Below are 19,836 nucleotides of genomic sequence, written 5' to 3'. Positions count from 1 at the left end.
AATTATCATTAAGAACAGCAATTAGATGTATCTTTATTTGAACAACACTCAGCTTTTTCATCCTTCGGCCCATTTTCACAACAGGTTGATGGATTTGTGCTGTTTTCTTCAACATTAGACTTTGTGTAGAAAAACTCCCATTCGTTTCCATCGGGGTCGTGAATCCAAAATTTATCTTGCAGGGCGTAACAACACGTGGTGTTTATTTCGTCGTATTGGGAAAGGATGCCGTTTCTTGCAAGCCTGTTCTTGTGTGCAATAACTTCTTCTGTACTTTCTACTTGAAAACCGAAATGTCCCACTTGATTCCCACTTACTTCATCCTGAAGATTAAGGGTGAAATTCAATCCTGGTGTTTCAACCAAGAACTTCGCATAATCAGGCTTTACCTTCACTGGTTCAGCGCCAAATAATTTGCTGTAAAACTCGATTGATTTCTCTAGATTTGTAACATTAAGACCAACATGCGCATACTTCATTTTGTTTACCTCCAAATTGTTTTATTTAAAATAAATAATGAGAATCCATTGTTAGCACTCGCAAGAGCATCTGCAATTTTGTTGTACCGTAATTAGTTTCTTGCGGTTGATCCATTTTCTGACTACTTTTTGTAGGAATGATTCCTTCTGGAAGTCCTGGTATTTCCAAGCACTGAGGGCTATTCTTTCGGTTTCCTCCTTGCGCAGATTTATCATTTTATGCACTTCATATTCGTTAAAAAACATCCTGAACACCTCTTTAATCAAATAATATTGATTTATTAATCAAAAAAAATTGATATTAATCCTAAAAAAATTAGCAGCTGTTTGCCTTAAAAATACAGCAAAGCTCATGAGACAATAAATTGTTTAATTCTTCCTGGTTCAGTTCGTAAAAACTCCAGGTTCCTTTTGTTTCTTTCTTGATTAAGTTGGCATCCAATAAGATCTTTAAATGGTAGGACAATTTTGATTGAGCCATGTCTATCAAGGGAGATAAGTCGCACACGCACATGCTGCCGTTTTTGGTTAAAAGATTCATGATCTGAAGTCTTTTTTTGTCTGCAAGTGCTTTAAACTTTTGCTCATATTGATCGAACATCCGGTCCATTGATACGTCTTGTATTTTGATGTTTAAGTTCGATCCTTCTTTCATATTCTCACCTTCTTTTCTTTCATCAAATAATCTTGATGTATTTATATTATATCCAATATTTTCTTGTGTCAACATTTTCATCAAAAATATTTGATTTATATTGCGACTGGTGTTGAAGGAGTTTTAAATTGGAACTCCAGCGGCAATCCTGTTGTATCCATATTTCCTAACCATTGATGAAGCAAATAAAATGCTACGTCTTTGAAGGGTCTTTTAAAAAGGTTTAAAAACGATGCTGACCATACGGATATTAATGGTGCAGGAAAAATTATAGGTTTTGCAGCAGCAGTAGTCTCGGACAGTACTTATGCCTCATTTAAAGCCAGGTGTTTCTTATGAGAAAATGGTTTAGATAACTATTGTCTTAATCTTATTTGGAAATGGATATCTGATTGGTGTTTTCCTTGTAACAAGTAAAAGCGAAGGGGACCAGCCAAGCTGCCTTCGCTTTTTTCTATATAGTTGGCAAACCGTTGTGGAAATTTGTTGTTTTTATTCTTAAGTATCTTGAAAATAACATATGTAGAAGCAAAATAAATAGCAATATATTAAGTACACAAAAAATATTGATTGCAAATTTAAGGAAACCCCAACGAGAATGGGAAGGAGTATTCTTAAAATCAACAAGGATTTTGAAAGTAGTTATCAATAACTTTTTCTATAAAGCCAGAAACGAAAAGTTAGAAAGGGGAATTGGAATATGAAAAGACAAAGGAAATCTCGCAGTAAACTACTTATTATTACGACTCTCCTTTTAATATTTGCTTTAGTCATTGGGGTTTACTATGCAATCAAACAAATGAATAGCGAACAGAGGCCAGCTAAGGAAAGCCCCATTATAACAAATCCTTCCGGTAAAAAAACAGGGGATTCGAAGATTTCAAGACTTGAGAAATTGGTAGAGGAAACGTTTTCCTTGTCTAAGGAAGGGAAGGTTCCAAACATTCCCTTCGTCTCGGGTAAAACAGGCTGGAATGAAGTAAATAAAGAGTGGGGAACATCAGACCATATTTCGGAAACGGCTAAAGGAAGGTATGAGGAATACGAGAGTCATCAAGCTACAATCGGCTATGTTAATAATACGGTGAATGATTTACGCTCTTATGATTCGGATCTACAAAAGATTTCTTTAAATGAAATTAAGAAAAAGGGTGGAGAACCCGATGATATTCGATACTATAAAGATTCAACTCATGACCAAATGATCCTTGTCTATCATGCAACGACTTCTACTGATTTATTATGGGTTTTACCCAAAAAAACAGAGCAGGAGCCAAATCCTAAAGTTGACCATATCTCACTCTTTACACAACTTGAACAGACACCAAATCAACAAGAAAAGCAGATGATTTCAGAAATTATTTCTAAAATGAGCTTAGAAGATAAAATTGGCCAGATGATTCTTGCTGGGATTTCGGGGACCTCCATGGATGCAAACGCAAAAAGTTTAATAAGCCAATTCCATGTAGGTGGAATTATTTTTTACGCAAATAATTTTAAAACCCCTGAACAAACCGTTCAACTTGTGAATCAACTGAAGGCAGGAAATAGTTCGAATCTACCGCTTTTTTTAAGTGCTGACCAAGAGGGAGGACGTGTAACCAGATTGCCAGGTGGTCTTGTTAACTTTCCTCCAAATGAACAGATTGGAAAGGTGAATAACCCTGAGTTTTCTTATAAAGTCGGAACACTTTTAGGTCGTGAATTAACAGAATTTGGTTTAAATCTCGACTTTGCACCTGTTCTTGATATTAACAGCAATCCAAATAACCCTGTTATCGGGGATCGATCATTTGGAAACAATCCAGAAATAGTAAGCAAACTTGGAATTCAAACAATGAAAGGGATTCAGTCGCAGAACGTCATCCCAACGGTGAAGCATTTTCCTGGTCACGGAGATACGTCAGTTGATTCCCATCTGGAACTCCCAATTGTCAATAAAAGCCTTGAAGAACTTAAGAAACTAGAGTTAATTCCGTTTGAACGTGCGATTGATCAGGGAGCAGATGTGGTGATGGTCGCCCATATCTTATTGCCTCAATTAGATAAAACTAATCCAGCATCCATGTCAAAAGCTGTCATGACGGATCTTCTTAGAACACAACTTAGTTTCACGGGAGTAATCATAACAGATGATATGACAATGGGAGCTATAACAGAGCATTTTGATATTGGCGCAGCAGCGGTCGAATCAGTAAAAGCAGGAAGCGATATTATTTTAGTAGGACATGATTATAATAATGTTGGAAAGATTACCTCCACTTTAAAAACTGCTGTAGAAAATGGGGAAATTTCCGAACAAAGATTAAATGAAAGTATAAAAAGAATTATTCAATTAAAAAGGAAATATAGCATTACCGATACGAAAGTAGAAAATCCAAACATAAATGAATTAAATAACTCAATCAATAGTCTTCTAAATAATTATTTACACTAAAAATTAAATTGTTTGTGAGTTAAAAGGATTGCTTTTTCCTTATTTGGGTGTACTTCTCGAGCAAGACATGTTGAATTTACTAATTAAATGTCGCCAAGCAGATTTGGACAGTTCGGGTCTTGTGAAATATTCTTTCGAAAATCATCTTATCTTTGCTTTGAAAAAATCTTAATTTAAGGACGTTTTAAAATCAGTTGAAGGAAGCAATAAAGGACATAAAAAGCCGGATACAACCATCGTATCCGGCTTTTTATGTTACATCCTAAGCAACCCAAAGTAAAATCGGACCAGCCCAATCTTAAGGTTTGAAAAAAATTCGTTCAGATAGCCGGTGTTACGGCAATGACTAATTTGATTTTTCAACGTTTGTTTAAAATTCAAAAAACTCACACTATTGTAAACAAAAATGGTATATTAGTACTGGGTCGTTATATCTATTATAAGGGGTGTGTTAGTGTGTTTAATGTACTTGAAAAGCGGATTGGCAGCCGATTACTGCTGCCTGGGGATGAGCGCTATGAGGAAACAAGAAAAGTTTGGAATACGGCGGTTGATAAAAAGCCGGCAGCCATAGTCGTTTGTGAATCAGAGGAAGATGTGATTGCAGGAGTACAGTTCGCGAAAGAAAATCATCTATCCATCTCCATGCGTGGTGGCGGACATCATGTTGGCGGCTTTGCGGTTTGTGAGGGAGGCCTGATGATTGACTTATCACAGATGCGGAAAGTAACTGTGGATGAATCTAGACAAGTTGCACTTGTAGAAGGCGGCGCTACACTTGGAGATATCGACCTTGAGACGCAAAAATACGGTTTAGCGGTACCGACTGGCACGGTTTCTGAAACAGGAGTAGCTGGACTCGCACTGAATGGCGGATTTGGTTATTTAAGAGGAAAGTATGGGTTAACATGTGATAATATCGTGGGTGCAAGAGTGGTAACAGCAAATGGTGCAGCCATTGATGTGAATAAAGACAACCATCCTGACCTGTTTTGGGCCATCCGCGGAGGCGGCGGCAATTTTGGAGTCGTTACGAAGTTTGAATTTGCCTTACATAAAGTAGGACCAGAAGTATATGGCCTAGACGTCATGTACGATTTTAAGGATGCAAAAGGCATCATACAAAAACTGCAAGCATTCTTGGCAGAAGCCCCAGATGAGGCCGTTTCTATTAATCTAACAGCAACCGTATTGCCACCTGCTCCATTCTTACCAGAATTCTTACATTTTAAAAAGGTCATTATGTTTACAGGTATATATACTGGAGATGTATCAGAAGGGGGAGCCATTCTGCAGCCGCTGCGCGAATTAGCAGCTCCGATCATGGATCATACAGGTGTCATGCCATTTGCTGAGTACCAGAAGAAACTGGATCCGATGGTACCTGATCACGTTCGTGTCTATGGCACTTCACTTTACTTTGACGAGTTAACGGATGAAATTATCGACCAACTTCTTTCTAAAATCGACAATGCACCTGCTCCAAGTATTTTGGTACAGCTATGGGCACTTGGAGGAAAGATGAACCGAGTACCTGCAACGGCTACACCTTATGCTATCAGGGATGCGAAATTTGTCCTGTTGGTTGATTGCATGGCTATGGCAGGAGACGACGTTCTATGTAAACAATGGGTTGACTCTGTTTACGGGGGATTGCTGCCATTCTCCCATAAAAAGGCATCCTACCTCAATGGAATTGGTGCAAATGAAGAGGCAACAACAAATGCATTCCAAGAAAACTATGCAAGATTAGTAGAGATTAAGGAAAAATACGATCCAGAAAATCTTTTCCGCCACAACCATAATATTAAGCCATCTAAGTAGGAGGCAAAATATCATTTGATAATAGTTTGAAAGGGAAATAGGATTGATTTCCTAGGCTGCTTCCTACACTTTGAAAACAAGGATTAACTCAGCGATGAGTTAATCCTTGTTGCATGTTAAATAGAAGTAATTTAATTTTCATTGATCTGAACGAATTGGTCTTCGGACAAAACAGGTGTAAAAAGCGGAGGAACTGTCCGAAAGCAGGGTTCCTACGGACAAAACCGTTGGAAAAGGCAGAGGAACTGTCCACAAGATGTGTTTCCTACGGACAAAAAGGATGAAAAAAGCAAAGGAACTGTCCGTAGGATGTGTTCCTACGGACAAAAAGAATGAAAAAAGCAAAGGAAATGTCCTTAAGAAGGATACCTACGGACAAAACTGGTAAAAAAAGTAGAGGAACTGTCCGTAGGAAGAGTTCCTACGGACAAAACGGTTGAAAAAAGTAGAGGAACTGTCCGCAAGAAGGTCCCCTACGGACAAAATCGTTGGAAAAAGCAAAGGAACTGTCCGTAAGAAGGTCCCCTACGGACAAAACCGTTGGAAAAAGCAAAGGAACTGTCCACAAGAAGGTCCCCTACGGACAAAATCGTTGGAAAAAGCAAAGGAACTGTCCGCAAGAAGGTCCCCTACGGACAAAATCGTTGGAAAAAGCAAAGGAACTGTCCGTAAGAAGGTCCCCTACGGACAAAACCGTTGGAAAAAGCAAAGGAACTGTCCACAAGAAGGTCCCCTACGGACAAAACCGTTGGAAAAAGCAAAGGAACTGTCCGCAAGAAGGTCCCCTACGGACAAAACCGTTGGAAAAAGCAAAGGAACTGTCCGCAAGAAGGTCCCCTACGGACAAAACCGTTGGAAAAAGCAAAGGAACTGTCCGTAAGGAGGAATCCTACGGACAAAACCGTTGGAAAAAGCAGAGAAATTGTCCGTAAGAAGAGTTCCTACGGACAAAACCGTTGGAAAAAGCAGAGAAATTGTCCGTAAGGAGGATTCTTATGGACAAAACTTGTAAAAGAAAAGCAGGAACTGTCCGTAAGCAGGGTCCCTACATCCAATCAACGCAAATCCAGCCAATTCCACCAAACAAACCAGATACGATATATGCAATCCCTTGAACACGTAATAGAAAGATTTGTATGCTCAAAACTCTCCATTCGCAATTTTCAAACCCAAGCATCATCTTGGTATTTATAAAATTTACCCTTTATGGAAAATAATAGTATTAATGAGCGTATTTTTGAAACTAATTAGATTATGGAGCAATAACAATGGCGATTATTTTATATTACTTGACTTTTGGAATGGCTGCATTCTTTTTTACCCTTTTTATATTCATGCTTTTTGGCTGGCGTTGGTTCATGAAACGGATGGTGAAGCAAATTGGGAAGATTATTTTAACAGACAATTACCAAGAAAATGTGATGGAATTGATGCCCGGACTCCGGCATATGGGAATTCAAAATATGCTCGAAAATAGTTTGCGGGCAGAAACAGGCGATGTTCTCCACCGTCCGCTTGGCTCTTCGAAAAAATGGCCGCATTTAGATTCGATTACCTTCATTCCCGCCCAAACATCACCTTTTCCGATTGACGCTGAAGAAGATGTTGATGTGGAAGTAACCATTGGGCCTCAAGCAAAAAGACCGATGAAAATAAAAATACCGTTAATGATCAGCGGCATGGCCTATGGGATTGCACTCAGTGAGGAAGTGCGACTTTCATTGGCGCAAGCAGCGAATAATGTTGGAACCGCCATTAATTCTGGTGAGGGGGCCGTTTTGCCAGAGGAAATCAATGTCGGCGGAAAATATATTTTACAGTTTTCCAAAACTGATTGGTCCAAGGAGGAAGACTTAATTAAGCGGGCCGATATGATTGAAATTAAGTTGGGACAAGGCGCATTATTCGGGACAGGTGGGAGAATTTCCCCCAAGAATTTAACGGGCCGTGCACGTGAACTGATGGGATTGAAGGAAAACGAGGATGCCGTGATTTATGATAATTTTGTTGTAGATCAAACACTGGATGATCTGAAAGAACTTGTTGATGAGCTTCGGAGTATGACACGCGGTGTTCCCATTGGCTCGAAAATAGGGGCTGGCGGGAAAATTGAAGACGATATTGATCATTTAATCTATATGGGTGTTGATTATATTGCGGTTGATGGCGGACAAGCAGCAACACTCGGTGCCCCGCCTATTTTAACTGACGACGTTGGAATACCAACTCTGCATTCGATTGTCAGGGCTGCTAACCATCTGGAAAAGAGAAACATGAAGGGAAAAATCAGTTTAATTGCCTCTGGCGGACTTCTAGTACCCGGGCATTTTTTAAAAGTTCTCGCCCTTGGAGCCGATGCTGTGTATTTAGGCTCCGCTATGTTATTTACCGTCTCACATCCGCAAACATTGAATGCCCTTCCGTTTGAACCGCCGACACAAGTTGTTTGGAATCAAGGGAAATACAAGGATCAATTTAAGATTGAAACAGGGGTAAAATCCGCGGAGAAATTCCTAACAGCGTGTACAGAAGAAATCAAGATGGCATTAAGAGCAATGGGTAAGCGTTCTTTGAAAGAGTTATCGAAACAGGATCTGGTATCCTATGATGAATTGACTGCCCAAATGGTGGGAATTCCGTTTTCCTTTGACCCATGGGAAGAAAAACAATTGGAGAACTGACTATGGCGAACATTTTATTTAATTTAACTTTTGCACTTATGTCCCTGCTATTTATCATGTTGCTATTCATGCTCATTGGTTGGCGCTGGATTATGAAAAAAATAGTGAAAATGGCTGGCAAGATTATTTTATCCGACAGTTATCAAGAAAATATTATGGAACTGATACCAGGCCTTCGGCATATGGGCATTCAAAATATGATTGAAAATAGCTTACGGGCAGAAGCAGGAACTGTCCTTTTTCGCCCTCTCGGCGGCTCTGCAAAAAAATGGCCGCATTTGGAATCCATCACTTTTATCCCGGCACAAACATCACCATTTCCAATTGACGGTGTAGATGAGGTAGATGTTACAGTTACGATTGGACCAAAGGCAAAAAAACCAATGAGTATTAAAATTCCATTGATGATCAGTGGAATGGGCTTTGGTGTTTCTCTTAGTGAACAAGCTAAACTTTCTTTGGCTAAAGCTGCAAATAACACAGGAACTGCGATTAACTCTGGTCAAGGCGGAATTCTACCCGAGGAATTAAACACTGCCGGAAAGTATATTTTACAAATTGGTAAAACCGATTGGTCAAAGGAAGAACATTTATTGAAACGGGCTGATATGATTGAAATTAAATTAGGCCAGGGCGCTTTAGCGGGAATGGGTGAAAAAATTCCGCCGCAAAAATTAACAGGCCGTGCTCGGGAAGTAATGGGATTGAAGGAAAATGAAGAAGCAGTCATTTATGAAAACTTTTTCGAAAATCAAACATTGCTAGATTTAAAACTGCTTGTGGATGAACTGCGAGTACTATCAGGTGGAGTCCCCATAGGTGTCAAGATTGGCGCGGGTGGAAAAATGGAAGAAGATCTTGATCATTTACTCTTTATGGGGGTTGATTTTATTACCATTGACGGCGGACAGGCAGGCATGCATGGGGCCCCGCCAATATTGTTTGATGATTTTGGAATCCCGACATTACATGCTGTAGTCAGGGCTGTGAACCATCTTGAAAAAAGAAAGATGAAAGGGAAAGTTAGTTTAATCGTATCAGGAGGCATGTTAGTCCCCGGACATTTCTTAAAAGTGCTTGCACTCGGAGCCGACGCTGTATATGTAGGCACCGCCATGCTATTTGCTCTTGCACACGATCAAGTATTGAATGCCCTGCCATTTGAACCACCTACACAAGCGATTTGGTATGACGGCAAGTTCAAGGATCAATTTAAAACCGAAGATGGGGAAAAAACAGCGGAGAAATTCCTAACTGCTTGTACAGAAGAAATGAAAATGGCATTAAGAGCAATAGGTAAACGCTCTTTAAAAGAGTTGTCAAAAAAGGATTTGGTTTCCTATGATGAATTGACGGCTAAAAAGGCAGGAATTCCGTTTTCCTTTAGACCATGGGAAGACATTCAAATGGAGAAATAGACCCGATCGAAAATATCCCCCATCCATTGGTGGGGGATATTTTCGATCGGTTTCAAGTATCAAATATCATCCGGAGTTTTTCTTTGACAGGAATGCCTAACTCGCCCTCAATATATTTTTCCATTTTTGAACCTATTTGTTTTGCATAGCTCATCATGTCATTATTAACTAACAGATGAATGTACTCCCAATAAATTGATTCCGAATATTGGTCAAGTTGTAAAACTTGATCGTAATAAAGCGTGCCTTGTTTAAAATCTTGCAGCATCCAGAAGTATTGCCCAAGCTCTTGCAGGGCTTGAATGATTTTTTTCTTTGTAGATTCTCTTATGGAACCCAGAAACGGTTCATAAGGATATTCAACCAACAAATCATCGTTATATAAAGCCGCCGCTTTTTTTAAGACTTCGATTCTTTCTTCTGAAGATTGACCATCAACCGGTGTAAAGAGCCGTTGAAACATTTCCAAATCAATATCACATTGATTTTTATCTAGGAAAAATAACTCACCGCTCTGAATAATATATTTGGACAACCGGGCTTGAGCTAAGTCTGGCTCTAGAGCCTTTCTAAGCGTGGATAGGGAAACATAAAAGCGATTGTTCTGTGAAGTATAATTTCCTTCCGGGAATAATTCTTCTAATAAAATTTCTTTTGGTATCTTTTGCTGGTAATGCACGGCTAAATACAGAAGCAGCCGCAAACTTGATTTCCGATTAACTGTAATCGGAGTATTCCCGTTCAGCAGTTTAAATTCACCAAAAAGCTGGATAGAAAGTTTATGGGTCTGCTCATGCACCTTGACTTCCGAAGAAGAGGAATCGTCTGCCGCCGTTTTCTTAACGAGTTGGAGTGTTTGATTTACTAAAGAACTGAAATAGCTGTACGTTGCAAAGTAGTTCAAAGACTTTTGCAAGCATTCTTCAGCCTTCCCAAGATTTGCTTTCTTCCAATAAATAAAACCAAGTTCAAGGTATCCCCAACCAAGATCAGTGTCTAATTGCAGCTTTTCTGCCTCCGCCATGCCCTGGTTTGTAAACATAAGGGCTTTGTCGATGTCTCCTGTTAACCGATAATACTTTCCGATGGCAATTAAGGGATAAACACGGGCACCTTCATCATCATAATCATTGGAAAGTCTCTGTAGTTCTTCCACAAATGGCTTGGCCTTGGCTAATTCATTCTGTTCCAATAAAAGTTCCGTTAACACCCAGGTCGCATGCATCCGGCTGTCTGGTGCTGCCCCTAGTTCTATGTTCATTAATGCTTTTCTGGCATAAGCAACACCTTCCTCAAGCTGGCCGGTAAATCGGCAGCATTGGGCGGCAAGCGCCAGATTGACGGAAACGAGGTCCGAATGCCTCATAAGTTGACTCCCTTCATTGGAAGACAGAAACAATGCCCTTGCCCCTTCAATATCACCGCAATAAAACAGGATGATGCCGAGTCGGTGTTCCAGGTACACAAGCGCAGTTGATACCCCTTTCTTTCTTAAGCTATTCATGGTTTGTTTCAACGGTTCGATATAACTGCCAAGGATGGCAACAGGCACACTCCGGAAAAGAAAATGGGAGAAAAGGGCCATCGAGATGGACGGGCAGATAGACTCCAAGGAGCCATCGAGTAATAAAATAAACCGTTCCGGCGTATAGAGATTCATCATCTTCTGCATAATGCGCGCAGCATCCCCATAGCTATCGGCAGCCAAATAATGGGCGAATGTAAAATAATATTGATATTGGGTCTCATATATTTTTGCTGCCTTTAAATGGAGGACACGAACCTCTTGTTTTCCCTTCGTTTCAATAAGTTTTTCATATAAATACATTCGAAAGAGGGGAAGATAGCTTGATTTGCCATCTTGATGTTTGCTGATAAAGATCCGCTGTTTCACTCTTTCACTAAGCCACTCTGGAGGACAATCTGGCAAAAACGATGAGGTCATTCTGTCATCCCATTCATGCAGAACACTGGTAAGAGGCAGATAAGAAAAAAATTCCGTTCCCGTTCCAGAAGAAGTGAGCAGTTCAGGCTCCAGTTCCTCAAATAAGTCAGCAAAAGGGAAGAGTTTCCATTCCCATCGGCGATTATCTGGATTACCCCCTCTCCACGCTTCCAAAATCATAGGCAGACTTGCCGGCCACACTGAAGTTTTTAGTTGAAGCAGGCCCAATTCATGGTCGGCCAACGAAATTCCGTTTAGTTGAAAATATTCGTTTGTTTCTTGAGCGGAAAATTCAAGATCTTTCTCCGTCCATTCAGCAAGCTTATGCTGGATTTTTAATTTGGCATAAGGAAAAGGGGGACGCTCCCTGCTAATGACCACAATGGTGACGGAAGATGAGCAATGCTGGACAAGCTGAAGAAGGAAGCTGCTGAACTCAGCCGATTCCACCAAGTGATAATCATCCAAAACAATCGCAAGCGGCTCTCTCCAATGAGCCAAAATCTCAAGAAGGTCTATTTCTCCTGCAGGAAGCGTTATCTGAGGCTCTTTATGTGACAACCCTTTGGTTAGAAGCTCAATAAAGGATGAAAAGCCGCCGCTCAAAGTATGAAACGGGAACCAGAGGGAAGGAATATCCCGATGGCGGAGGAAATCGGAAATAAGTGTTGTTTTTCCATATCCGCCACCAGCAACCACGCTGACGAGCTGTCGAGTAAATGCCTGTTCGAGCCGCTCAAACAAGGTGTATCGCAACAATGAATTTTCGCTTTGTGGTATCCGTAAACGGTTTGTAAAGTCCACCGGGCCGTCCTTCTTTCCTGTATGAATTAGAGATTGTTAGTTTACTAATTATACCATGGTAAGAAAGTCATGGAAATCTGTAAGAAACTCGTAAGAAATCGGTAAGGTGTCAGGTTTATAGTGAGACTACAGAATACATGATAAAGAGTTCCAACCTGCGGAAGAGGCTGGCAAACTTGCGGATTGATCTCGAAACTTGAGAAGGAGGCCCCCACTTGCGGATAAGGTAGCACAACTTGAGGATGAGGCAACGCCACTTGAGGATGAGCCGCTGCCACTTGCTTTCGAGTTCCTACAAAATGAGAAACCCGTTACTTATGAAAAGCATGTATTCACAAGTTCAAAGGAGGTAAAATCAATGAAAAAAATATGTTCAAAAAGCGGCTGGATCAGCCTGTTTACAGTCATATTTCTCTTTATGGCCTATGTGGTCATCCAGTATTTCGTAGTAGGAGCAAAGCAGGCAGGAGTGGTGCAAGGGAAGCTCGCGTCAGCTGATTTTCCTTTTAAACCTTGGGTAGGTGTGCTGTATACCCACATAATTGCCGGAAGTGCAGCGTTCATTCTCGGTCCATTCCAATTCCTGCGAAAACCTGTTGGAAAAAGAGCCTCGTTACATCGGAAATTAGGTTATGCGTATGTACTGTCGATTGCCTTGGCTGGGGTGGCCGGCGTCTACCTATGCGGGTTTGCCACTGGAGGACTAATCGCTGGAGCAGGATTTTTTATGCTGGATCTTTTGTGGCTGGCGACCACTGGTATCGCCATACGCAAGGTCTGGCAAAAGGAATTTGCCGCCCATCGGCGCTGGATGATTCGCAGCTATGCGGTGACATTGGCTTTTGTCACCTTCCGCTTGTACCTGATTCCTTTGACCGTCCTTTTTGATTTACCGATTGAAACGGCGATGAAAATTGCTTCATGGCTATGCTGGATGACTAACCTTATGCTGATCGAGGGTTATTTTAGGAGAAAGAGGGTTAGGGAAAAGGTTGGCATTTTCATAAACTAAATCAAAATTAAGGACGGGATTTATAAATGATAAAACGAAAAGATATCATTCTAACACTTTTCATTAACGGGCTTGTGCCATGGCTGGTTTATCTATATCTATCAAAACACATGAGCAGTGTTGCTGCACTTTCGATCGCAACTCTTGCGCCGCTAGCTGATAATCTATACTTTCTTATAAAACGGAAGAAGTTGGATGTTTTTGGGGTGCTGATGCTGTTCATCTTTTTATTGACGCTCCTGTTGGTGATGCTCGGTGGCAGCGAAAAAATATTGCTGATAAAGGAATCGTTTATTACGGCCGTTGTCGGATTTACTTTTCTCGTATCGTTATTTTTCAAAAAGCCATTAATGTTCCATCTTGCCTTACGTTTTATCGGTACCCAAGGATTTAAGGATAACTGGAAATATGGTTATTTCAGGTTCGTCATGAGACTGATGACCATTGTCTGGGGGCTCTGCCTGGTTATGGAGGCAGGTGTCAGAATCACGCTGGTTTTTGTTCTTTCAACGGCCACCTATTTGGCGATTTCCAATATTGTGTTATATGGCTTTATCGGGGGAGCCATCCTCTGGACCGTGTATTATCGCCGCATCTCCCGACAGAAACTGGCAGCCATTATCAATAAGTGATGTATGGGGCAGGTTCTTGTGCCTCAGATATACAAAAAAAGAGGGAACCATGATGAAAATTACGAGTTTAACAGAACAGGATAAAAAAAGTATCAAGTCCTTATTTAAAGAGATTACAAGCGAGCTGCAAAAGAATGGCATCCGTCAGTGGGACCGATTTTACCCCAATCGTTTTGTTATTGGAAGGGACTTAAAACAACGGCATCTATTTGGTATCAAGCAGAACAAAAAGGTCATTGCCGTCATCACCGTTGATGGGAAAAAAAGCGGGAAATATAAAGCCGTTGCATGGGAGGGAGATGTAGAAAAAGCTGGTTGCATCCACCGGCTCGCCGTCCATCCAGAATACCAGGGGCAGGGGGTAGGGAAAATGCTACTTCAATATGCAGAAGAGCGTGCGCGATTGCAAGGCTTCACAAGCATCCGTCTGGACGTGTTTTCTGAAAATCCTTCTGCGGTTTCTATGTATCGACGTCTGGGTTATGAAGAAAGAGGGGAAATTTCATTTCCATTTCGAAAAGCACCTTATCTTTGCTTTGAAAAAATCTTACTTTAACAGTTTACTATCAAGCTGAAAGAAGGAAAAAGCGATGATAATTCTATATATTTTCTTAGCGGTGGGAGGCTTTGTATTCCTTGGCATATGGGGCCAATGGCAGGCAACTAAATTTGACGCAAATCGCTATCCTGCACCCGGAATGTTTGTTGAGATGGATGGACGTAAACTTCATTATATAAGCAAAGGAATAGAAAACGGGCCGGTGGTTATTTTTGACCATGGCTGCGGCATCGGCTCCTGTTCCTTGATTTGGACACTTGTGAGTGATAAAGTTTCCGAGTTTGCGAGAGTTATTAGCTACGACCGTGCTGGATATGGCTGGAGTGATCCGGGATTTTTCCCACGCACAAATGAATCAGCAGTAGAGGATTTACGCACCTTAATTGAAAAACTCAATCTTAATGGACCGATTTATTTGGTTGGACATTCCTATGGCGGGATAAACATCCGCTTGTTTGCAAAAAAATATCCCAATCTGGCATCAGGAGTCGTCTTCGTGGATGCTACCCAGGAAGATGAAGTAACCACACGTTTTCCCGCAAAATACGTGAAAGGGCAAATGTTGGGGCGCAAAGCGTTTAACATGCTTCAGTATCTTTGTTACGTTGGCATTCTCCGGATAATGGGTAAATTGCGTGTTTTCAAGGAATTAAATAGGATTCTGGATCACTTTCCCAAAAACATCCAGCCACTTTACCGATCTATCCTCTATTTAAACAAAACCGCAAAGACGGTAGCAAGTGAGTTTTCCAACCTGGACATTGGATACAATCAGGTCAGAGGGGCTACCCTTGGAAGCGTACCACTAGTGGTGATCAAGTGTGGAATTGTTGAAAATCTCAACGGTTTTTCAAAGGAGGAAGCTGCATGGGTCAAGACAGCATTGCATGATGTAGCCGTTGAAATGTCTCGTCTTTCAGAAAATGGTGAGTTATGGATTGCGGAAAACAGCGGCCATAACGTACATGTCGCCGACCCGGAGCAGGTCGTAAAAGCTATAAGGAAAATTTGCGGTTACAATCTAAGCAATAAGAGAGTCGAATTTTTATAGAATTTTAGTAAAGGGAGGGGGCGTTTCGTATGGAGAGAAAGAGATTGAGTTTATTTTTTGTTTGTATCTATATTGTATGGATGATGAAGGAATGGATATTTTACCCTCTACATGACGCCACCCTTGCTTCCATTGTGATAAAAATCGTCGTATGGATAGTGCCAGTTTATCTATATCTTAAACATGTCGATCAGATTCGGAGCCCTTTTTCTTTCTTAAAACTTAAACAGAATATAAGGAAGGGGATAGCGTGGGGGATTATTGTAAGTCTGTTATTGGTCCTGCTCGAGATTGTTCCGATCTTTGTTTTTAAAGGGCAAATGAATCTAAATTTAGGTATACGCTGGGTTACAACCTTCATTTTTGCATTTCCGGAGGAAGTGTTGTTTAGAGGCTTTATTTTACAAAAAATGGCTAAGTCAATTAAGTTCTTAAAGGCAAATCTATACTGCTCCTTGCTATTCGTCTCGATCCATTTTCCTGCCTGGTTTATACAAGGGACAACTTTGCCAAAGCTGACCTTAAATATATTAACGGTTTTTATTATAGGATTTGGTTTGGGTTATCTCTTTAAAAGATCCAATTCACTATGGTCCACCACAATTGTCCATACGGTTTATAATTTATTATTGTATACACGGACGTAATGAATAGCGATACCGATGAGCAAACAGCTATTGCAGTTTGCTTCGTATGGACGAGGGAATGCGCGCTCCTTTATAAAAGGAGCCGCGCGGAATCTATTTAACTAGTATATACATATTCCACCAATTTTTTTAGTCCATCATCTTGCTGTTGTAATATTTCAAGCTGTTCTCGCTGTGATTCTAATTTTTTTGCATTCTCTCGAAGTTCTATAACAACATGACGGTGAACATCATTAATCCAGAATAAACTGCTCGGTGAGGAAGTAAGCTGCTGCAGTAAATGTTGAGTTGATTTCGCCTTATCAACTAGATCTGAAAATTTTTCAGCTGTTGCCGTTTCTCCTAAAATAATAAAAAAGCCGCAGCAAAGCTTAAAAAGAAAAAGCAAATCGAAGAATTAGCAAAGGAAGATATCGTTGATGTTCCTACATTAGAAAAGGGAATGAAAAATACGATTAAAGAACTAGAACAAAATCTCCTGAAAATCTTTGAATTAAAAGAATGGGATAGTCATGAATTCTTTGTAAAACTGCATCCTCAATTGAGACTGACAATTGAGGAGGATGAATCAGCTGATAATAAATAAGGACTTGTATTAAATCAGTTTGAAGTAAGGCTATAAAGGACATAAAAATCCGGATACAACCATCGTATCCAGATTTTATGAGTAATCACAATTTATATCTCTGGTAATTCAAAATAAATAGAAAATATATTTCCTTTTTCGAAATTACCTTGAAAAGTTTTCGATGATCGCGGGGATCATTTCATAAAAAATCTCAAGAATCATATTGACCAGCATGACGACTGCGGGTAGTACAAGAATGGCAAAGCTTACATAAGCAAGTTTCAGCCTGCCATTTGATTGCTCTACCCATTTGGTTATACGTTCGATGGACCATACAAGAAGAAAAGCCCCAATAAAAAACAATGCCGAGAACAAAGAGATGCCTAACGGGGCTTGCGGTCCGAATAATTCGTTGTTTGGATTTGACAAAAACAAAGGGATCCCAAAAATAATGAAGTTAAGCAACCCAAAGTAAAATCCCTTTTTGACCAAGCTCATTCTTGAGGTTTGAAAAATAATTGTAAAAAGAATACTGTTGGCCAATGCTAGGGCAATCCCTAAAATAACAAGCAGCATTGTCCCGGAAAAATGAAATCCACTCGCCATATGCGGGAAGAAAAACGCAATGATTCCCATTACCAATCTCAATAACAGACCAAAAATAAAGCCAGTAAAAATTGCTCCCATAAAGGAAATGCCAAAATTCCTTATGATTCTTTTCCACCGCATTTTGGAGGTTTCCTTCACTGCTTCACCGCTTTGTTCCACCTTTATATAAATCACCCCATAATCAATTTTTAATTTGGTCTCTGTCATATTATATTTATGCGGTGTTGCGTGTCCGTACCTGCTGAATAAAAAATTTTTCGGTGTTGCAAGGATTTAATGGGAAGTGGGACTAATGGAAAAAGAACGATGCAATTTGGCTTATTAAATTTTAAAACCATTGGTCACATAGTAGGTTTATATACGCCTGAACCGTTGATGTTATCAAGTGTTTGGTCGCATAGAACGGCTATATGGGCCCGAACCAGTGATGGCTTCAAAAGTATGGTCGCATAGAACGGTTATATGAGCCCGAACTGTCGATGGCTTCAAAACTATGGTCGCATAGAACGGCTATATGAGCCCGAACCAGTGATGACTTCAAAAGTATGGTCGCATAGAACGGTTATATGAGCCCGAACAGGTGATGGGTTTAATAATATGGTCGTATAGAACGGCTATATGAGCCCGAACCGTTGATGGTAACAAAAGTATGGTCGCATAGAACGGCTATATGAGCCCGAACCGGTGATGGCTTCAAAAGTATGGTCGCATAGAACGGCTATATGAGCCCGAACTGTCGATGGCTTCAAAAGTATGGTCGCATAGAACAGCTATATGAGCCCGAACTGGTGAAGGTTACAAAAGTATGGTCGCATAGAACGGCAATATGAGCTCGAACTGCTGATGGTTACAAAAGTTGGGTCGCATAGATAGGTTATATGCAACAACTTTATTGATGATGATTTAAAGTGTTGAGGCGTTTAGAAAGGTTAAAAATATCTTCATTAAGGTATTAGGGCCTTTGGCGAAGCAATTCAGGATAGGGGAACAAAAAATTAATAATCATTTAGATAAGGGGAATTTCAGATTTAAATTAGGTTTACCATTTATGGTAAGCCTGTTTTTTTTATTTTGCGTTAAAATGGAAACTGGTTGGAAGTTTAGTAGGAAGGGATGAAATGGATAGGTTTGAAAAACATTTTATTTCAAGATTCGCCACAAAGAGATGGACCTATTTTATCTATTAATCTAATTTATTTTTTAAAATAATAATTAAAAGGGGAGAGAAAAAGCATGAAAAAACTGACCAGCTATTTTCTAGCTGCTATGTTGCTATTCTTAGTTTCATGTTCAGCTGAAAAAACAAACAAACAACCTAAGGAAACAGAAAAACCAAAAAGTGAGGCCGTGAATGTTGATAAAGGGCTATTGAGTGTCACAATCACCTTGCCTGCCAGCATGTTTGAAGATCAAAACGTTGACGAAGTAGTGGCAAATGCCCAAAAAGATGGGATTACCGCAACGAAAAATGAAGACGGTTCTGTCACCTATAAAATGTCTAAATCGAAGCATAAAGAAATGATGCAGGAAATGAAAACGACTGTCATCCAAACGATCAATGATGCAAAGAATGGCAAGGATTTCCAATCTATTAAAGACATAACCTACAAGGATGATTTCTCTGAATTTACTCTTATTGTGGACAAAGCAGCATACGAAAACAGCTTTGATGGATTCGCTGCGCTTGGGATTGGGATGTCAGGGATGATGTATGAATTATTTAATGGGGCCAAGCCGGAAGACTATAAAGTTACCATTAACATGAAAGACCAGGCGACTCAAAAGGTATTTGATCAAATCGTTTATCCAGAAGCACTAGATAAAAAATAGAAAAGGGGAAACAATCATGAAAAAGATGGGATTATTTTTAGTATCATTAATAATCATTCTTGCACTAACTGCCTGCGGGCAAGACACGAAAGATGTGGCAGTGAAGGATACATCCGCCGCAAAACAAGAACAGCCAAAGAAGAATGAGGAAAAGAAGCAAGAGCAAACGGTATCAAAACTAGGTTCTCGCACCAACCCAGTACCATTTCAAAAAACGGCAACCGTAGATGATGAATTGTATAATGATGCGGGAGAGTCTTTTCCCATCAAATTTGATTTAACGATGGAGGAAGTCACACGTGGTGATGCTGCTTTTCAAACATTAAAAGCAATGAACGAATTCAATGAGCCTGCTCCAGAAGGATATGAATGGGTATTAGTTAAAGCAAAAGTAAAATTCACTGAATCAAAAACACAAGATTTATCCTTTAACATTGATGGAATCATGAATTTTAGGATGGTCAGCGAGAGTGGAGACATCTATTCTGGTGATGCGTATGCTACAACCGATCCGGAATTTTCGTTTGAAATGTACGTGGGAAATGAGAAAGAAGGGTATATTGCAGGACTAGTCAAAACTGGAGAAAAGGCGCAGCTTCGATATGAAGAGCTAATGGATGGGCAGGTATTCTTTAACTTGCAATAAAGAGAGTCTTCAAAATAAATTCAGTAAGTAATTGTTAAA

The 19,836-nt window shown here is 40.1% G+C and carries 18 protein-coding genes; 13 read left to right on the top strand and 5 right to left on the bottom strand.

Annotated elements, in window-relative coordinates; genetic code table 11:
* Positions 1-8: 8 nt before the first annotated feature.
* Both ACZ5AE_RS17120 and ACZ5AE_RS17115 read right to left on the bottom strand, forming a co-directional pair.
* Entirely contained in the window at positions 9-479 is a 471-nt protein-coding gene (locus ACZ5AE_RS17120; protein WP_464565818.1) for an ArsI/CadI family heavy metal resistance metalloenzyme, read from the bottom strand.
* A gap of 316 nt (positions 480-795) precedes the next feature.
* A complete protein-coding gene (locus tag ACZ5AE_RS17115; protein WP_464573650.1) occupies positions 796-1,089 on the bottom strand; it encodes an ArsR/SmtB family transcription factor in 294 nt (97 codons plus the stop codon).
* 745 nt (positions 1,090-1,834) lie between these two features.
* Here ACZ5AE_RS17115 and nagZ point away from each other — a divergent pair.
* The 5 genes from nagZ to ACZ5AE_RS17090 all read left to right on the top strand — a co-directional run bounded on the left by nagZ (position 1,835) and on the right by ACZ5AE_RS17090 (position 9,494).
* Positions 1,835-3,571 (top strand): beta-N-acetylhexosaminidase, encoded by a 1,737-nt coding sequence (nagZ, locus tag ACZ5AE_RS17110; RefSeq protein WP_464565817.1) that lies wholly within the window; start codon positions 1,835-1,837, stop codon positions 3,569-3,571.
* Positions 3,572-4,027: 456 nt separating this feature from the next.
* Positions 4,028-5,395, top strand: coding sequence for an FAD-binding oxidoreductase (locus ACZ5AE_RS17105; RefSeq protein ID WP_464565816.1), 1,368 nt, complete (start codon positions 4,028-4,030; stop codon positions 5,393-5,395).
* 436 nt (positions 5,396-5,831) lie between these two features.
* Positions 5,832-6,275 (top strand): hypothetical protein, encoded by a 444-nt coding sequence (locus ACZ5AE_RS17100; protein WP_464565815.1) that lies wholly within the window; start codon positions 5,832-5,834, stop codon positions 6,273-6,275.
* 388 nt (positions 6,276-6,663) lie between these two features.
* Positions 6,664-8,076, top strand: coding sequence for an FMN-binding glutamate synthase family protein (locus tag ACZ5AE_RS17095; RefSeq protein ID WP_464565814.1), 1,413 nt, complete (start codon positions 6,664-6,666; stop codon positions 8,074-8,076).
* Positions 8,077-8,078: 2 nt separating this feature from the next.
* Positions 8,079-9,494, top strand: a complete 1,416-nt coding sequence (locus ACZ5AE_RS17090) for an FMN-binding glutamate synthase family protein (RefSeq protein ID WP_464565813.1) — start codon at positions 8,079-8,081, stop codon at positions 9,492-9,494.
* A 52-nt stretch (positions 9,495-9,546) separates the two neighbouring features.
* On the opposite strand, the gene ACZ5AE_RS17085 is transcribed toward ACZ5AE_RS17090, so the two are convergent.
* Complete coding sequence (locus ACZ5AE_RS17085) at positions 9,547-12,243, bottom strand: hypothetical protein (protein WP_464565812.1); 2,697 nt, start codon at positions 12,241-12,243, stop codon at positions 9,547-9,549.
* A gap of 196 nt (positions 12,244-12,439) precedes the next feature.
* On the opposite strand from ACZ5AE_RS17085, the gene ACZ5AE_RS17080 reads away from it, so the two are divergent.
* Genes ACZ5AE_RS17080 through ACZ5AE_RS17060 form a run of 5 tightly spaced genes read left to right on the top strand, consistent with a single transcriptional unit; the run spans position 12,440 to position 16,144 of the window.
* Positions 12,440-13,255 (top strand): DUF2306 domain-containing protein, encoded by an 816-nt coding sequence (locus ACZ5AE_RS17080; protein WP_464565811.1) that lies wholly within the window; start codon positions 12,440-12,442, stop codon positions 13,253-13,255.
* 26 nt (positions 13,256-13,281) lie between these two features.
* A complete protein-coding gene (locus tag ACZ5AE_RS17075; protein ID WP_464565810.1) occupies positions 13,282-13,887 on the top strand; it encodes a VC0807 family protein in 606 nt (201 codons plus the stop codon).
* Between the two features lie 49 nt (positions 13,888-13,936).
* Entirely contained in the window at positions 13,937-14,443 is a 507-nt protein-coding gene (locus tag ACZ5AE_RS17070) for a GNAT family N-acetyltransferase (protein WP_464565809.1), read from the top strand.
* A gap of 34 nt (positions 14,444-14,477) precedes the next feature.
* On the top strand, positions 14,478-15,497 hold the full coding sequence (locus tag ACZ5AE_RS17065; RefSeq protein ID WP_464565808.1) for an alpha/beta fold hydrolase: 1,020 nt from the start codon (positions 14,478-14,480) through the stop codon (positions 15,495-15,497).
* A 29-nt stretch (positions 15,498-15,526) separates the two neighbouring features.
* Positions 15,527-16,144, top strand: coding sequence for a lysostaphin resistance A-like protein (locus tag ACZ5AE_RS17060; protein ID WP_464565807.1), 618 nt, complete (start codon positions 15,527-15,529; stop codon positions 16,142-16,144).
* A gap of 97 nt (positions 16,145-16,241) precedes the next feature.
* Here ACZ5AE_RS17060 and ACZ5AE_RS17055 read toward each other — a convergent pair whose 3' ends face one another.
* Complete coding sequence (locus ACZ5AE_RS17055) at positions 16,242-16,532, bottom strand: hypothetical protein (RefSeq protein ID WP_464565806.1); 291 nt, start codon at positions 16,530-16,532, stop codon at positions 16,242-16,244.
* 54 nt (positions 16,533-16,586) lie between these two features.
* Here ACZ5AE_RS17055 and ACZ5AE_RS17050 point away from each other — a divergent pair, with 54 nt between their 5' ends.
* Positions 16,587-16,730 carry a hypothetical protein gene (locus ACZ5AE_RS17050; RefSeq protein WP_464565805.1) on the top strand — a complete coding sequence of 48 codons (144 nt, stop codon included), beginning with the start codon at positions 16,587-16,589 and terminating at the stop codon, positions 16,728-16,730.
* A gap of 144 nt (positions 16,731-16,874) precedes the next feature.
* Here the strand turns inward: ACZ5AE_RS17050 and ACZ5AE_RS17045 are convergent, their stop codons facing one another.
* A complete protein-coding gene (locus tag ACZ5AE_RS17045) occupies positions 16,875-17,528 on the bottom strand; it encodes a hypothetical protein (protein WP_464565804.1) in 654 nt (217 codons plus the stop codon).
* 1,026 nt (positions 17,529-18,554) lie between these two features.
* Here ACZ5AE_RS17045 and ACZ5AE_RS17040 point away from each other — a divergent pair.
* Positions 18,555-19,151, top strand: a complete 597-nt coding sequence (locus ACZ5AE_RS17040; protein ID WP_464565803.1) for a hypothetical protein — start codon at positions 18,555-18,557, stop codon at positions 19,149-19,151.
* A gap of 16 nt (positions 19,152-19,167) precedes the next feature.
* Entirely contained in the window at positions 19,168-19,797 is a 630-nt protein-coding gene (locus ACZ5AE_RS17035) for an LptM family lipoprotein (RefSeq protein WP_464565802.1), read from the top strand.
* The last annotated feature ends 39 nt before the right edge of the window (positions 19,798-19,836 follow it).

It is taken from the genome of Neobacillus sp. S1227 (assembly GCF_055385255.1).
The sequence above is the reverse complement of the archived record's forward strand: the minus strand, read 5'-3'. Positions and strand labels throughout refer to the sequence as shown.

Excerpts from the sequence above, each read along its gene's own strand:
- ACZ5AE_RS17040 (WP_464565803.1), top strand. The coding sequence starts at position 18,555 with ATGAAAAAACTGACCAGCTATTTTCTAGCTGCTATGTTGCTATTCTTA.
- ACZ5AE_RS17060 (WP_464565807.1), top strand. The coding sequence starts at position 15,527 with ATGGAGAGAAAGAGATTGAGTTTATTTTTTGTTTGTATCTATATTGTA.
- ACZ5AE_RS17095 (WP_464565814.1), top strand. The coding sequence starts at position 6,664 with ATGGCGATTATTTTATATTACTTGACTTTTGGAATGGCTGCATTCTTT.
- ACZ5AE_RS17050 (WP_464565805.1), top strand. The coding sequence starts at position 16,587 with ATGAAAAATACGATTAAAGAACTAGAACAAAATCTCCTGAAAATCTTT.
- ACZ5AE_RS17035 (WP_464565802.1), top strand. The coding sequence starts at position 19,168 with ATGAAAAAGATGGGATTATTTTTAGTATCATTAATAATCATTCTTGCA.
- ACZ5AE_RS17065 (WP_464565808.1), top strand. The coding sequence starts at position 14,478 with ATGATAATTCTATATATTTTCTTAGCGGTGGGAGGCTTTGTATTCCTT.
- ACZ5AE_RS17090 (WP_464565813.1), top strand. The coding sequence starts at position 8,079 with ATGGCGAACATTTTATTTAATTTAACTTTTGCACTTATGTCCCTGCTA.
- ACZ5AE_RS17115 (WP_464573650.1), bottom strand. The coding sequence starts at position 1,089 with ATGGACCGGATGTTCGATCAATATGAGCAAAAGTTTAAAGCACTTGCA.
- nagZ (WP_464565817.1), top strand. The coding sequence starts at position 1,835 with ATGAAAAGACAAAGGAAATCTCGCAGTAAACTACTTATTATTACGACT.
- ACZ5AE_RS17075 (WP_464565810.1), top strand. The coding sequence starts at position 13,282 with ATGATAAAACGAAAAGATATCATTCTAACACTTTTCATTAACGGGCTT.
- ACZ5AE_RS17045 (WP_464565804.1), bottom strand. The coding sequence starts at position 17,528 with ATGACAGAGACCAAATTAAAAATTGATTATGGGGTGATTTATATAAAG.
- ACZ5AE_RS17070 (WP_464565809.1), top strand. The coding sequence starts at position 13,937 with ATGATGAAAATTACGAGTTTAACAGAACAGGATAAAAAAAGTATCAAG.
- ACZ5AE_RS17120 (WP_464565818.1), bottom strand. The coding sequence starts at position 479 with ATGAAGTATGCGCATGTTGGTCTTAATGTTACAAATCTAGAGAAATCA.